The organism is Acidovorax sp. ST3 (genome assembly GCF_003231145.1).
Lineage (GTDB): Bacteria > Pseudomonadota > Gammaproteobacteria > Burkholderiales > Burkholderiaceae_C > Acidovorax.
In genome coordinates this window covers 932,528-945,855 of the sequence record NZ_QKVP01000001.1, presented here as the reverse complement: position 1 = coordinate 945,855, position 13,328 = coordinate 932,528, and the positions used below count along the sequence as shown (strand labels likewise).

General features: G+C 63.5%; 13 protein-coding genes. 6 read left to right on the top strand and 7 right to left on the bottom strand.

All coding sequences use genetic code 11. The annotated features are described in order from the left end of the window. Positions 1-238: 238 nt before the first annotated feature. Entirely contained in the window at positions 239-2,404 is a 2,166-nt protein-coding gene (locus DNK89_RS04200) for a methyl-accepting chemotaxis protein (RefSeq protein WP_110959007.1), read from the top strand. A 17-nt stretch (positions 2,405-2,421) separates the two neighbouring features. Here the strand turns inward: DNK89_RS04200 and DNK89_RS04195 are convergent, their stop codons facing one another. After that, the gene (locus DNK89_RS04195) at positions 2,422-3,696 is read right to left on the bottom strand and encodes a GNAT family N-acetyltransferase (protein WP_110959006.1); all 1,275 of its coding nucleotides are present in this window, start codon (positions 3,694-3,696) and stop codon (positions 2,422-2,424) included. Positions 3,697-3,776: 80 nt separating this feature from the next. Between DNK89_RS04195 and DNK89_RS04190 the strand changes: the two genes are divergently transcribed. Further along, positions 3,777-5,435 carry an NAD+ synthase gene (locus DNK89_RS04190; RefSeq protein ID WP_110959005.1) on the top strand — a complete coding sequence of 553 codons (1,659 nt, stop codon included), beginning with the start codon at positions 3,777-3,779 and terminating at the stop codon, positions 5,433-5,435. A 54-nt stretch (positions 5,436-5,489) separates the two neighbouring features. Beyond that, entirely contained in the window at positions 5,490-5,828 is a 339-nt protein-coding gene (locus tag DNK89_RS04185) for a P-II family nitrogen regulator (RefSeq protein ID WP_015013651.1), read from the top strand. Between the two features lie 148 nt (positions 5,829-5,976). Here DNK89_RS04185 and DNK89_RS04180 read toward each other — a convergent pair whose 3' ends face one another. From DNK89_RS04180 to DNK89_RS04155, 6 genes are read right to left on the bottom strand one after another with little or no spacing between them, the layout of a single operon-like run. After that, a complete protein-coding gene (locus tag DNK89_RS04180; RefSeq protein WP_110959004.1) occupies positions 5,977-6,570 on the bottom strand; it encodes a TIGR00730 family Rossman fold protein in 594 nt (197 codons plus the stop codon). Next, positions 6,563-6,973 (bottom strand): diacylglycerol kinase, encoded by a 411-nt coding sequence (locus tag DNK89_RS04175; RefSeq protein ID WP_110959003.1) that lies wholly within the window; start codon positions 6,971-6,973, stop codon positions 6,563-6,565. Before DNK89_RS04175 ends, DNK89_RS04180 begins: the two co-directional genes overlap by 8 nt. A 4-nt stretch (positions 6,974-6,977) precedes the next feature. Next, positions 6,978-7,532: an RDD family protein gene (locus DNK89_RS04170; protein ID WP_110959002.1), complete on the bottom strand. Its 555-nt coding sequence runs from the start codon at positions 7,530-7,532 to the stop codon at positions 6,978-6,980. A 39-nt stretch (positions 7,533-7,571) separates the two neighbouring features. After that, on the bottom strand, positions 7,572-8,462 hold the full coding sequence (locus tag DNK89_RS04165) for a DUF3106 domain-containing protein (RefSeq protein ID WP_110959001.1): 891 nt from the start codon (positions 8,460-8,462) through the stop codon (positions 7,572-7,574). A 19-nt stretch (positions 8,463-8,481) separates the two neighbouring features. Beyond that, entirely contained in the window at positions 8,482-8,937 is a 456-nt protein-coding gene (locus DNK89_RS04160) for a DUF3619 family protein (RefSeq protein WP_110959000.1), read from the bottom strand. Continuing rightward, positions 8,934-9,503 (bottom strand): RNA polymerase sigma factor, encoded by a 570-nt coding sequence (locus DNK89_RS04155; RefSeq protein WP_015013657.1) that lies wholly within the window; start codon positions 9,501-9,503, stop codon positions 8,934-8,936. The genes DNK89_RS04160 and DNK89_RS04155 overlap by 4 nt, the downstream gene beginning before the upstream one ends. Positions 9,504-9,796: 293 nt before the next feature. Between DNK89_RS04155 and DNK89_RS04150 the strand changes: the two genes are divergently transcribed. The 3 genes from DNK89_RS04150 (at position 9,797) to ilvC (ending at position 13,305) form a co-directional block, all read left to right on the top strand. Beyond that, the gene (locus DNK89_RS04150) at positions 9,797-11,590 is read left to right on the top strand and encodes an acetolactate synthase 3 catalytic subunit (RefSeq protein ID WP_110958999.1); all 1,794 of its coding nucleotides are present in this window, start codon (positions 9,797-9,799) and stop codon (positions 11,588-11,590) included. A 144-nt stretch (positions 11,591-11,734) separates the two neighbouring features. Next, on the top strand, positions 11,735-12,226 hold the full coding sequence (gene ilvN, locus DNK89_RS04145) for an acetolactate synthase small subunit (protein ID WP_015013659.1): 492 nt from the start codon (positions 11,735-11,737) through the stop codon (positions 12,224-12,226). Between the two features lie 62 nt (positions 12,227-12,288). Further along, entirely contained in the window at positions 12,289-13,305 is a 1,017-nt protein-coding gene (ilvC, locus tag DNK89_RS04140) for a ketol-acid reductoisomerase (RefSeq protein ID WP_015013660.1), read from the top strand. Positions 13,306-13,328: the final 23 nt, after the last annotated feature.

Genomic DNA, 13,328 nt, shown 5'->3' with positions numbered 1-13,328 from the left:
TTATCGCATTCGCAGTACGTGCTCCACTTTCCCTCTTCCGCAGAGCAGGGTGTTCGACCCTCCTCGCGCCAGCGCCTTCGCTTATCAATTGATAAAATCATTTTTATCAAAATAGTGATACAATTGCTTCGAAAGCAAATGTGACCCCGGTTAAGGCTGCTCCCTCCTTTAGTGCGCCGTCCCTCAGACACCCGGGTCCTGCGGCTGGCAAAAACCTACAAGTCCCACGAAAGAGTCCATGAACAACCTCAAAATCGGAGTACGCCTGAGCCTGGCCTTTGGCCTCATCCTGTTGATCACTGCCGCCATCGCCGCCACCGGCGTCTGGCGGCTGGCAGTACTGAAAGAGGCCAGCAGCCGCATCGCCACTGTCGAGATGGAGCGCAACGCGCTTGCGCAGGAATGGAAGGCCGCCATCGACCTGAACTGGGTGCGGGCCTCTGCATCGCTCAAGGCCACGGACGCTGGCTATATCCAGTCGCTGACGGCCGACATGGCCACCACGTCGCAGCGTGCCAGCGAGGCACAGAAAAAGCTGGAAGCGCTGGTGGACGACCCGACCGAAAAGGCGCTGATGGAGCGCGTGGCTGTCACCCGCAAGGCTTATGTGGATGCCCGCGCTAAGCTGCTGGACCGCAAGAAGGCGGGCGAGGATGTTTTTGCGCTGGTCGACAGCGACCTCAAGCCGCTGGCCACCGCCTACCTGCAATCGCTGGCCGATGTGGCAGACAACACGCACAAGCAGCTCGACCAGTTCGAAGGCACCATCATCCAGGATGCAGTGACCAGCCAATGGGTGCTGGCACTGGCTGCAGTTGCATCGCTGGTGCTGGGCGCCTTGTTTGCGCTGTGGACCACGCGCTCCATCGTGGGGCCTGTGCAGCGGGCTGTGCACGCGGCCGATGAAATCAGCCATGGCAACCTGTCGGTCCACATTCCCGATATGGGTGAAAGTCGCAATGAGATGGCACACCTGCTGCGGTCGCTGAACGAGATGCAGCAGAACCTGTCGCGCATCGTGGGGCATGTGCGCTCGGGCTCCGAGAACGTGGCCACGGCATCGTCCGAGATCGCCCAGGGCAACAACGACCTGAGTGCGCGCACCGAGCAGCAGGCCAGCGCACTGCAGGAAACGGCGGCATCCATGGAGCAGCTCAATTCGACCGTGCGCCAGAACGCCGACAACGCCCGGCAGGCCAACCAGCTTGCGCAAAGTGCGTCCGCCGTGGCCGTGCATGGGGGCGAGGTGGTGAGCCAGGTGGTGGACACCATGAAGGGCATCCACGACAGCAGCAGCAAGATCGCCGACATCATCGGCGTGATCGATGGCATCGCCTTCCAGACCAACATCCTCGCGCTGAACGCGGCCGTGGAAGCGGCGCGTGCCGGCGAGCAGGGCCGGGGCTTTGCGGTCGTGGCGTCCGAGGTGCGCAGCCTGGCGGGCCGCTCGGCCGACGCAGCCAAGCAGATCAAGGCCCTGATCAATGACAGCGTGGAGCGCGTGACTGCGGGCACCACACTGGTCGATCAGGCCGGGGCAACAATGACCGAGGTGGTGGGCGCTATCAAGCGGGTGACGGACCTGATGGGCGAGATCAGCGCCGCCAGCTCTGAACAAAGCCAGGGCGTGGCCCAGGTGGGCGAGGCCGTCACGCAGATGGACCAGGTCACACAGCAGAACGCCGCCCTGGTGGAAGAAATGGCCGCAGCCGCCAGCAGCCTCAACACCCAGGCGCAGGACCTGGTGAGCACGGTGGCCTTCTTCAAACTGGGCGCCCAAGGGGCAGCGCCAACGCAGACGGCCAGCGGCAGCACGCAGCGTGCTTCCTTTGCTCCAGCGGCGCGCGTGGGCACCGCACCGGCCTATGCACCGTTGCCGTCCCAGCGCGCCCTTGGCGCTGCTCCTTCGGGCAACGCGGGCGCAGCGCTGGGCATCAACCTGGACACTGCCATCCAGGCACACGCCAACTGGCGCGCCAAGCTGCGCACCGCCGTCACCCAGAAGGAGCGGCTGGATGCGGACACAGTGGGCCGCGACGACTGCTGCGAACTGGGCCAATGGCTGCATGGCGCGGGCAGCTCGCAATACGGTGGCAAGCCGTCTTTTGTGAACCTGTTGGGTGCTCACCGCCAGTTCCACGAGGAGGCGGGCAAGGTGGCGCGCATGATCAATCAGGGGGCCTATGACCACGCAGAAAAGCAGCTGGCCAACGACACCGCGTTCTCCCGCGCTTCGCAAAAGGTCGCCACGGCGGTGATCCAGCTGGCCAAGGAACTCAAGGTGCGTCTGGCGGGCTCGTCCCAGGCTGCGGCACCCCGGCCTGCGCAGCCTGCTGCTCTGGCCAGTGCGCCGCGCCCCAAGGTCACAAGCGCTGCGGGGGACGACGATTGGGAATCGTTCTGAGCCCTTTGACGAGGTTCTTACGGCGCTTGCTTGAACGGCAGGCGCTGGTGCAGGGACTCCAGGTAGTTCTCCACCCCGGCCCCTTCGCGGTCCAGAAAACGCTGTACCGCCTCTGCAAACGCCGGGTGCGCCAGCCAGTGCGCGCTGGTGGCCTGCACGGGCAGCAGGGCGCGGGCCATCTTATGTTCGCCCTGGGCGCCCCCTTCAAACCGCACGGCGCCGTGGGCGATGCACCACTGCAGCGGCTGGTAGTAACAGGCCTCGAAATGCAGGCAGTCCACACGCTCCAGGGCCCCCCAGTAGCGGCCGTAGGCCACCAGTCCGGAGCTTGGTTCATAGCCTGATTCAGAGCCTGAATCAGAGTCATTTGGGCCTGTAGCGCGAGATTCATATGCGCCGATAGCTATCAAACTGCTAGCAATAGGCCGCCCGTCCCGCTCTCCCACAAACAGCAGCCAGGCCTCCGGCATGTGCGCGGCCATGCGGGCAAAGAAGTCGCGCGTGAGGTAGGGTGGGTTGCCGTGCTCCAGGTAGGTGCGCTCGTAGCAGCGGTAGAAAAAGTCCCAGTCTGCAGTGCTGATGTCGGCCCCAAGCGACCAGCGGAAGGTCACCCCTGCATCGGCCACGCGGCGGCGCTCCTGGCGGATCTTTTTGCGCTTGTCTTGCGACAGGCTGGCCAGAAAGTGGTCAAAGTCCCGGTAGCGCGGGGTTTGTCCATACTTGGCCGCCTCCCCTTGCGCAGCAGCCAGCGTGGGGGGCTCGTTCTTCCAATGAAATTGCACGGTGTGCCGCAGCATCAGGTCTTGCTGCACGCTGGTCTGCACATCGTCATCGCTGGCAAACAGCACGTGCACGGATGACACGTTCTCTTGCTCGCACCACTGGCACACCGCCTGCACCAGCAGGGCCCGCGTGGCTGCATCCCGCGCCAGCAGGCGGCTGCCCGGCACGGGCGTGAAGGGCACGGCGATGACGGCCTTGGGGTAGTAGGGCACGCCATGCTGCTCGTAGGCGCTGGCCCAGGCCCAGTCGAAGACGTATTCGCCGTACGAATGGCTCTTGAGGTACAGCGGGCACGCGGCCACCAGGGTGTCGCCTTGCCACAGCGTCATGAAGCGGGGCGTCCAGCCTGTGCGGGGCGTGGCGCTGCTGCTGCTTTCCAGCGCCGCCAGGTATTCATGCCGCATGAAGGGCGTGGGGTGGCTTTGCTGCGCCAGCAGGCGGTTCCAGGCCGCAGCGTCCACGTCCAGCGCGGAGGAGAGCACGCGGGCGATAATGTCAGCTTCAGCCATGCAGGCCCCTGTGATGCTCCCTTGATGGCGGGCCTGCAAAGGCGGTATTCAACCCGGCCGCAGGGGCCGATTCCAGTTCCATGACGCTCTCCATTTGCACTGCGCAGCTCAACTTTGTTGTGGGCGACATGCCCGGCAACGCCCAAAAGATCATTGCGGCAGCCCGCGAAGCCTATGCCCAGGGGGCCCGCCTGTTGCTGACGCCGGAGCTGGCTATCTGCGGCTATGCGGCCGAAGACCTGTTCCTGCGCCCCGCCTTCATTGCGGCTTGCGATGATGCCGTGAAAACCGTGGCCCGCGAGACTGCGGGGTTGAAAGGCCTCGCTATCGTGCTGGGCCACCCGCAGGCCATGGCCCCTGGCGCGCAGGCCTTCAGCGTGTGCTTCAACGCCGCCAGCGTGGTGCGCGACGGCAAGATCGAGCAGACGTACGCCAAGCGCGAGCTGCCCAACTACCAGGTGTTTGACGAGCGGCGCTACTTCGTGCCGGGCAGCAAGCCTTGCGTGTTCGAGGTGGAGGGCGTGAAGGTGGGCGTGCTGGTGTGCGAAGACGCCTGGTTTGCCACCCCCGCGCGCGACACGGCCGCCGCCGGGGCGCAGCTGCTGGCGGTCATTAATGCATCGCCTTTCCACCTGGGCAAGGGCACGGAGCGCGAGGCCACGATGCGCGCGCGTGTGGTCGAGACGGGCCTGCCGCTGGTCTACGCCCACCTGGTGGGTGGACAGGACGAGGTGGTGTTTGAAGGCCGGTCGTTTGCGCTGGCGGCCGATGGCTCGGTGGCGGCGCGGGCGCCTGCTTTTGTGGAAAAACTGGTCTATGCGATAGTCGAATCTGCCCAGGGCGCTATCAAAATTACAGCAGAGGTGGCCCCCGAGCGCACGCTGGAGGCGGACCTGTGGGACGCCCTGGTTCTGGGCGTGCGCGACTACGTAGGCAAGAACGGCTTCCCGGGCGCGCTGCTGGGGCTGTCGGGCGGCATTGACTCGGCGCTGGTGCTGGCGATTGCGGTGGACGCACTGGGGGCCGACAAGGTCCGCACAGTGATGATGCCGTCGCCCTATACCGCCGACATCAGCTGGATCGACGCGCGCGACATGGCCACGCGCATGGGCGTGCGCTACGACGAGATCTCGATCAAGCCGCAGTTCGAGGCCTTCAAGGCCGCGCTGGCCACCGAGTTTGCTGGCTTGCCCGAAGACACCACCGAAGAAAACCTGCAGGCGCGCATCCGGGGCACGCTGCTGATGGCGCTGTCCAACAAGTTCGGCGCCATCGTGCTGACCACTGGCAACAAGAGCGAAATGTCCACCGGCTACTGCACGCTGTACGGCGACATGGCCGGCGGGTTTGCGGTGATCAAGGACGTGGCCAAGACCCGGGTGTTCGACCTGGCCCGCTGGCGCAATGCCAACGACCCGTATGGCACGGGTGCCAACCCCATTCCGGAACGCATCATCACCCGCCCGCCCAGCGCTGAACTGCGGCCCGATCAGAAAGACCAGGACAGCCTGCCGCCGTACGAGGTGCTGGACGCCATCGTGGCCCGCTATATGGAGAACGATGAGCCCATCGAATCCATCATTGCCAGCGGCTTTGCGCGCGCCGATGTGGAGCGCGTGACACGGCTTATCAAGCTCAACGAGTACAAACGCCGCCAGGCTCCCGTAGGGATTCGTGTCACGCGCCGCAGCTTCGGCAAGGACTGGCGTTACCCTATCACCAGCAAATTCAGGGCGTGACGCGTTCGCGCCGTGCCTTCAGACCCCTTTTTTACATCCTCCAGGAGACCCGCCATGAAAATGATCACCGCCGTCATCAAGCCCTTCAAGCTCGAAGAAGTCCGCGAAGCCCTGGCCGAATGCGGCGTGACTGGCCTCACCGTGACCGAAGTGAAGGGTTTTGGCCGCCAGAAGGGCCACACCGAGCTGTACCGTGGCGCGGAATACGTGGTGGACTTTCTGCCCAAGGTGAAAGTTGAGGTCGTCGTGAAGTCCGAGGATGTGGACCGCTGCGTGGACGCCATCGTGAATGTGGCGCGCACGGGCAAGATCGGTGACGGCAAGATTTTTGTGACCGCTGTGGAGCGCACGGTGCGCATCCGCACGGGCGATCTGGATGACGCTGCGGTCTGAGGTGGTCACCCTCTGAGCCGCTTGGCGTGTTCCACCTTTCCATAGGGGGCGCCATCCAGGAAGAGGCATCGCCTGTACAGCGGTGCCGCCCATGAGCTGCGGTTGCTGGCGTGGGGCGCACCAGCACAAGCCAGCGCCTGGCGGGCAGTCAGATCACTGAGCGCAGCGGGATCTGGCGGGCATTGGTGCCAGCCTGTTCCACCAGGGATTGCAGCAGCTCGCTGGCGTCACTGCCAGAGTGCAGCAGGCCCATCTGCCACTCGCCCATGAAGCCACTGGCCACGCTGGTCTGCAGAAAGCCCAGCAGGCCGTCGTAGTAGCCCGTCACGTTCAGCAAGCCCAGCGGCTTGTCGTGGTAGCCCAGCTGGCGCCAGGTCCACACTTCAAACAGTTCTTCAAACGTGCCGATGCCCCCGGGCAGGGCCAGGAAGGCGTCGCTGCGCTCGGCCATCATCGCCTTGCGCTCGTGCATGGTCTGCACGATGTGCAACTCGTCGCACTGTCGGTTGGCCAGTTCCTTGTCCACCAGCGCCTGCGGGATCACACCCACCACCCGGCCACCCGCCAGCCGCGTGGCTTCGGCCACGGTGCCCATCAGGCCGCTGCGGCCACCGCCGTACACCAGTTGCCCCTGGTGAGCGCCAATCCATTGGCCCACCGCTTGCGCAACCTGGGTATAGGCCGGGTTGTCGCCAGGGCGCGAGCCGCAGTACACGCACACAGAAAAAGCGGGTTCAGCCATGGAAAAACCTCTGAAATAACGCGGCGGCCCAGATGCCGATGCACAGCAGCAAAGCCAGCAAAACTGCCGCACTGCCCATGTCCTTGGCACGCTTGGACAGGTCATGCCACTCGGGCCCGATGCGGTCGATGGCGGTTTCGATGCCGGTGTTGAGCAGTTCCACAATCATCACGATGACCACGGAGCCCGCCAGCAGGGCCACTTCCATCCAGTTGCGGCCCAGCCAGAGCGACAGCGGCAGCAGCACCATGGCCCCGATGGCCTCCTGGCGGAAGGCTTTCTCGTTCCAGCCGGCCCGCAGTCCTTCCAGGGAATAGCCTGCCGCATGCCAGATGCGGTTGAGGCCCGTGCGGGCCTTCTGGGGGTTGGCGGGGGCTGCCGATGGGGTGGAAGAGGGTTGCATGCGCTTATTTTTTGGGGATTTCGTAGTGCACCAGACGCGTGCCAGCCAGCGCGTCGTGCCAGAACTGGCGGGTGGGGTGGAAGCGGCTGAGCAACGCCCAGACGGCCACCCAGCCCAGCACGATCACCGCAGACTCACCGCCCGACAGGGAGAACGGTGCAATCGCCGCCAGAGGCGGCAAAAACCACAGCCAGCTCAAGACATAGCGCAGCAAGGCACGGGGCTGGCTGATGGGTTGACCGGCGGTGCCGACGACGCGGATGTGCCAGGTTTTCTGCGCCAGGGTCTGTCCTTTGGCCCAGAACCAGGTGAAATAAATGCCGAATACTACGAACAGAAAGGCCTGCAGCGCGTGGCGGTTGTCCATCGCGTTCCGGGTCTGGCTCAATGTGCCGAACAGGTAGCCCGCAATGAAGACCACACCGAACATGAGCATGCCTTCATACAGCCAGCAAGCCATGCGCCGCCACAGATTGGGCGTAGGGGCGCCCGCGAGGGTGGTGCCGAAGGAGGCGGGGGCCGCCGCTTGCGGCGTGAGGGGAGGGGGAGAAACGGACATTCCAGGTCAGGCCCGTCGGGCCGGGGGCAGGTTGCAAACCTACTGAGGATACAGGCCGGAGGTGTCAGGGGTCACCGGGGGAGGCGTTGGCGAGCTGGCGCCTTCCGTGCCGCTGCTGCCCAGAGGGGGGAGCGCAGCCGGCACCGCGCTGGGGATCGCCACGGGGGCCGTTTCCACCCCGGCTGTGGAGGCCGCTGGCGCTGGGGATGCCGGGGCAGCAACGGTTGCTGGCGCAGGCACGGGTGCTGCAACGCGGGGCGAATGGTCTACGACCGGTGGAATTTTGGGGGCATTCGGCCGGTCAGGGCTGGCCTGGGTGGCCGCTGGCACCTGCACCAGCTTCTTGGGAGACACCGGGCGCAGGGCTGGGGCTGCACCATGCGGGTTGGGGGCTGCCTTGGAAGCCAGGGCCTTGCGCTCTTCGTCCGACAGTGCCTGGTAGGCCTCCCATTGGGCCCGCTTGTCATCGCCGGCCAGGCGTTTGGTGACGGCGTAGTTCAGGCGCGCCTGGTTGCGTTGCTGGGCGCTCAGGCTCGCCCAGTCGGTGATGCGGTCATGGAACTTGCGCTGTTCCTCTTCCGAAAGGTTGGGGTAGTTGGCGGCCAGATCGAGCCAGCGGCGTTTTTGGGCTTCGCTGATCAGCGCCCAGCGCTCTGCCAGCGGATACAGCGCCAGCTTTTGTGCTGTGTTGAGCGTGCCCCAGCCCGGTCCCGATTCAGTGGCGGGACGCAAGTTGACGGCAGACAAGTCCGCACGGGCATTGTTGGGGCGTGCCACGGCGGCCTCGGCGCCCGCCTGCAGCACGGTGCTCGGAGCCATGCGCATCTGCACCCATGCCTGCCAGCCACCCGCGGTGAGGGCGCCCAGAAGCGCCAATGCCAGCACAAAGGCTGGCGGCGTGGAGGGGGCTTCGGTGGGGCTTGGGTGCATGCAGTCCAGAGTCAGGCAGTCAGTTCGACTGCGCGGAAGTCTTGAGGAATTGTACGAAGCCTGGGTCCGAGTAGGCGGCAGGCGGCAGGTCGTCGGTCAGCAACGCGGCATCAACTTCGGCCACGTCATTGGCGGCGCGTTCGTCCTGGGCAATGTTGATGACCACCAGGCCCACCACCAAGGCCAGCAGCGGAACAGCCGAAACCAGGGCATTCCACCAGCCGCCGCCTTCGCCGCCACGCCCCAGGGTGGCGGTGTTGCCTGCGTTGACCACTACGGCAGCCGGCGCCGTACGGCGCACCGGCACGGTGACCTTGCGTTTGGCCAAGGCCTGCATGCGCGAGGCACGCAGTCGCTCAGAAATGTCGTAGGGCAGAGCCTCGGTCCCGCTGGACAGTCGGGCCGTGACGCGCAGCGCGAAGCGCTCTGCGGCTGCTTCAGCTTGGGTCGATGGTGTCTGTGCAGTGTTATTCATGGCTCGATTCCTTTGGCCTTCAGTGCCTTGCTGAGGGTTTGTATGGCGCGAAAACAGTGGGTTTTGACACTGCCTTCAGAGCAGCCCATGGCGGCGGCTGTCTCTGCGACGTCCATTTCCTCCCAGTAACGCATCAGGAACGCTTCCCGTTGACGCGGAGGCAATTCGGCAATTTCTTCCTCAATGCCCTGGAATATCTGGGCGCGACGGGTCAGGTCTTCCGCGCTTTCGGCCTTGTCCCCGTCCTCTGTTCCTGAATACGCTTCGAGTAGATCAAAATCCGTGCCATCTTCGCCCGGGCCCTCGAAGTCGCTCATGCTCGAAAACAGTGCATTGCGCGTCTTCTGGCGCCGGAACCAGTCCAGGGTGCAGTTGGAAAGAATCCGCTGGAACAGCATGGGTAATTCGCTTGCCGGCTTGTCGCCGTAGTGCTCAGCCAGCTTGAGCATGCTGTCTTGCACAATGTCCAGCGCCGCTTCCTCGTTGCGAACGTGGTAGACCGAGCGCTTGAATGCGCGCTTTTCTACGCTTTTGAGGAAATCGGAGAGTTCTTGTTCGGTTGCCAAGACGGGTCAGCCCGGGAGGAGATCGACGCAAAAGTCCGCAGTTTTGCAACTGCATGGCGCCGTAAAACCACTGATTATCGCACCCGCCGGAGTTTTTTTCGGCGGCGCTGCATTTTGTGTGTGTTGCAGTGCGATAATTGAGGTTGCAATTCAAAAGGCAAACGGGTCACGGTCCGGCGCGGCAATCATCCCGCCCATGTCCTTGGCCTCAAGTCCCAAGCTGGCTTCACAAGAGCGCGTGCGAGGGGCACCCAAGGTTTTTCGTCAGAGAAATTCACAAAGGTTGATCGATCATGGAAATCTCCAAAGCTGAAATCTCTTCAGCAGCCGCTGCTTCGCAGGGCAACGCATCCCCCGCTTCCGCATCTCAGGACCTCATGGGTGCCGAGATCCTCATCAAGTCGCTTCAGGCCGAGAACGTCCAGTACATCTGGGGCTACCCCGGCGGTGCGGTCCTGTACATCTACGACGCGCTGTACAAGCAAGACACCATCCAGCACGTGCTGGTGCGCCACGAACAGGCGGCCGTGCATGCTGCGGACGGCTATGCCCGAGCCACAGGCGAGGTGGGCGTAGCGCTGGTGACATCTGGCCCCGGTCTGACCAATGCCGTGACCGGCATCGCCACCGCGTACATGGATTCGATCCCCATGGTGATCATCTCTGGCCAGGTGCCCACGCCCGCGATCGGGCTGGATGCCTTCCAGGAGTGCGACACGGTCGGCATCACCCGTCCCATCGTCAAGCACAACTTCCTCGTCAAGGACCCGCGCGATCTGGCCGCGACGATGAAAAAGGCCTTCCACATCGCACGCACCGGCCGCCCCGGCCCTGTGGTGGTGGACGTGCCCAAGGACGTGTCGTTCAAGAAAGTGCCATACACCGGCTACCCCCAGACGGTGGAAATGCGCTCGTACAACCCCGTGCGCAAGGGGCATGGCGGCCAGATCCGCAAGGCGCTGCAACTGCTGCTGGCTGCCAAGCGCCCCTATATCTACACCGGCGGCGGGGTGTTGCTGGGCAATGCCACGAACGAGCTGCGTACGCTGGTGGACATGCTGGGCTACCCTGTCACCAACACGCTGATGGGCCTGGGCGCCTACCCTGCCAGCGACCGCAAGTTCCTGGGCATGCTGGGCATGCACGGCACTATCGAAGCCAACAACGCCATGCAGAACTGCGACGTGCTGCTGGCTGTGGGCGCCCGGTTTGACGACCGCGTGATCGGCAATCCCAAGCACTTCGCACAGAACGACCGCAAGATCATCCACGTTGATATTGACCCGTCGAGCATCTCCAAGCGCGTGAAGGTGGACATTCCGATCGTCGGCGACGTGAAGGATGTGCTCACCGAGCTGATCTCCATGATCCGCGAGAGCAGCACCCGCCCCGACGCCGGTGCCCTGGCTGCTTGGTGGGACACCATCGAGGGCTGGCGCAAGCGTGAATGCCTGAAGTACAGCATGGGCAGCGGCGACGTCATCAAGCCCCAGTACGTGGTCGAAACGCTGTGGAACATGACCAAGGATGGTGATACCTACATCACATCCGACGTGGGCCAGCACCAGATGTGGGCGGCGCAGTACTACCGTTTTGACGAGCCGCGCCGCTGGATCAACTCCGGTGGCCTGGGCACGATGGGCGTGGGCATCCCTTACGCCATGGGCATCAAGCTGGCCAAGCCACAGTCCGAAGTGTTCTGTATCACCGGCGAAGGTTCGGTGCAGATGAATATACAGGAACTGTCCACCTGCCTGCAGTACAACACGCCGATCAAGATCTGCTCGTTGAACAACCGTTACCTGGGCATGGTGCGCCAGTGGCAAGAGATCGAGTACTCCGGCCGCTACAGCCACAGCTACATGGACGCGCTGCCCAACTTCGTGAAGCTGGCCGAGGCCTATGGCCACGTGGGCATGCTGATCGAGCGTCCTCAAGACGTGGAGCCAGCGCTGCGCGAGGCCCGCAAGCTCAAGGACCGTACGGTATTCATGGACTTCCGCACCGACCCCACCGAGAACGTGTTCCCGATGGTGCAGGCCGGCAAGGGCATCACCGAAATGCTGCTGGGGTCGGAAGACCTTTAAGCCAAATCAGCCCCAAGCGCACGTTTTTCATGCGCTATCAGCTATCGAATAGATAGCGCCCATTTTTTTGACGAATCTATTGCCTGCCAAGCCCATGCATTACCGTGCATGGGGGAGGGCAGCGAAAAGAGGAATCTCTTCATCATGAAACACATCATTGCTGTCTTGCTGGAAAACGAGCCTGGCGCTCTTTCCCGCGTCGTGGGTTTGTTCTCGGCCCGTGGTTACAACATCGAATCGCTCACCGTGGCGCCCACCGAGGATGCATCGCTGTCGCGCATGACCATCCAGACCACGGGCTCCGACGACGTGATCGAGCAGATCACCAAGCACCTGAACCGCCTGATCGAAGTCGTGAAGGTGGTAGACCTCACCGAAGGCGCCTACACCGAGCGCGAGCTCATGATGGTGAAGGTGCGCGCCGTGGGCAAGGAGCGCGAGGAGATGAAGCGCATGGCCGACATCTTCCGTGGCCGCATCATCGACGTGACCGAGAAGAGCTACACCATCGAGCTGACGGGCGACCAGTCCAAGAACGACGCCTTCCTGCAGGCCATTGACCGCACGGCCATCCTCGAAACCGTGCGCACGGGGGCCAGCGGCATCGGCCGCGGCGAGCGCATTTTGCGCGTGTAAGACAATTCACCCCGTTTTTTCCCATTTCAACCCCTAACAACGCATTTCAACCGGAGCGACCCATGAAAGTTTTCTACGACAAAGACACCGACCTGAGCCTGATCAAGGGCAAGACCGTGGCCATCATTGGTTACGGTAGCCAAGGCCACGCCCACGCACAAAACCTGAACGACAGCGGCGTGAAGGTTGTGGTCGGCCTGCGCAAGGGCGGTGCATCGTGGGACAAGGTTGGCAAGGCTGGCCTGACGGTGATGGAAGTCAACGACGCCGTGAAGGCCGCTGACGTGGTCATGATCCTGCTGCCCGACGAAGACATCGCAGCCGTGTACAAGAACAACGTGGAACCCAACATCAAGCAAGGCGCTTCGCTGGCCTTTGCCCATGGCTTCAACGTGCACTACAACCAGGTCGTGCCCCGCGCTGACCTGGACGTGTGGATGGTGGCCCCCAAGGCCCCAGGCCACACCGTGCGCAACACCTACACCCAAGGCGGCGGCGTGCCCCACCTGGTCGCTGTGCACCAGGATAAGTCCGGCAAGGCCCGTGACCTGGCCTTGAGCTACGCAGCTGCCAACGGCGGCGGCAAGGCCGGCATCATCGAGACCAACTTCAAGGAAGAAACCGAGACCGACCTGTTCGGCGAACAGGCCGTGCTGTGTGGCGGTGCCGTCGAGTTGATCAAGATGGGTTACGAAACCCTGGTCGAAGCTGGCTACGCTCCTGAAATGGCCTACTTCGAGTGCCTGCACGAGCTCAAGCTCATCGTGGACCTGATCTACGAAGGCGGCATTGCCAACATGAACTACTCGATCTCGAACAACGCCGAGTACGGCGAGTACGTGACCGGCCCTGAAGTGATCAACGAGCAGTCGCGCGCCGCCATGCGCAATGCCCTGAAGCGCATCCAGAACGGCGACTACGCCAAGATGTTCATCCAGGAAGGTCGCCTGAACTACCCATCGATGACGGCCCGCCGCCGCAACACGGCCGACCACAGCATCGAAAAGGTGGGAAGCCAGCTGCGCGCCATGATGCCCTGGATCGCCAAGAACAAGCTGGTCGACCAGACCCGCAACTGATACTTCCGAGCGAAGCATCCCAA

Bases quoted from the DNA above. Each gene is read 5' to 3' on its own strand.
- DNK89_RS04190 (WP_110959005.1), top strand. From the start codon at position 3,777: ATGACGCTCTCCATTTGCACTGCGCAGCTCAACTTTGTTGTGGGCGAC.
- ilvN (WP_015013659.1), top strand. From the start codon at position 11,735: ATGAAACACATCATTGCTGTCTTGCTGGAAAACGAGCCTGGCGCTCTT.
- DNK89_RS04160 (WP_110959000.1), bottom strand. From the start codon at position 8,937: ATGAATAACACTGCACAGACACCATCGACCCAAGCTGAAGCAGCCGCA.
- DNK89_RS04165 (WP_110959001.1), bottom strand. From the start codon at position 8,462: ATGCACCCAAGCCCCACCGAAGCCCCCTCCACGCCGCCAGCCTTTGTG.
- DNK89_RS04200 (WP_110959007.1), top strand. From the start codon at position 239: ATGAACAACCTCAAAATCGGAGTACGCCTGAGCCTGGCCTTTGGCCTC.
- DNK89_RS04150 (WP_110958999.1), top strand. From the start codon at position 9,797: ATGGAAATCTCCAAAGCTGAAATCTCTTCAGCAGCCGCTGCTTCGCAG.
- DNK89_RS04175 (WP_110959003.1), bottom strand. From the start codon at position 6,973: ATGCAACCCTCTTCCACCCCATCGGCAGCCCCCGCCAACCCCCAGAAG.
- ilvC (WP_015013660.1), top strand. From the start codon at position 12,289: ATGAAAGTTTTCTACGACAAAGACACCGACCTGAGCCTGATCAAGGGC.
- DNK89_RS04170 (WP_110959002.1), bottom strand. From the start codon at position 7,532: ATGTCCGTTTCTCCCCCTCCCCTCACGCCGCAAGCGGCGGCCCCCGCC.
- DNK89_RS04180 (WP_110959004.1), bottom strand. From the start codon at position 6,570: ATGGCTGAACCCGCTTTTTCTGTGTGCGTGTACTGCGGCTCGCGCCCT.
- DNK89_RS04185 (WP_015013651.1), top strand. From the start codon at position 5,490: ATGAAAATGATCACCGCCGTCATCAAGCCCTTCAAGCTCGAAGAAGTC.
- DNK89_RS04195 (WP_110959006.1), bottom strand. From the start codon at position 3,696: ATGGCTGAAGCTGACATTATCGCCCGCGTGCTCTCCTCCGCGCTGGAC.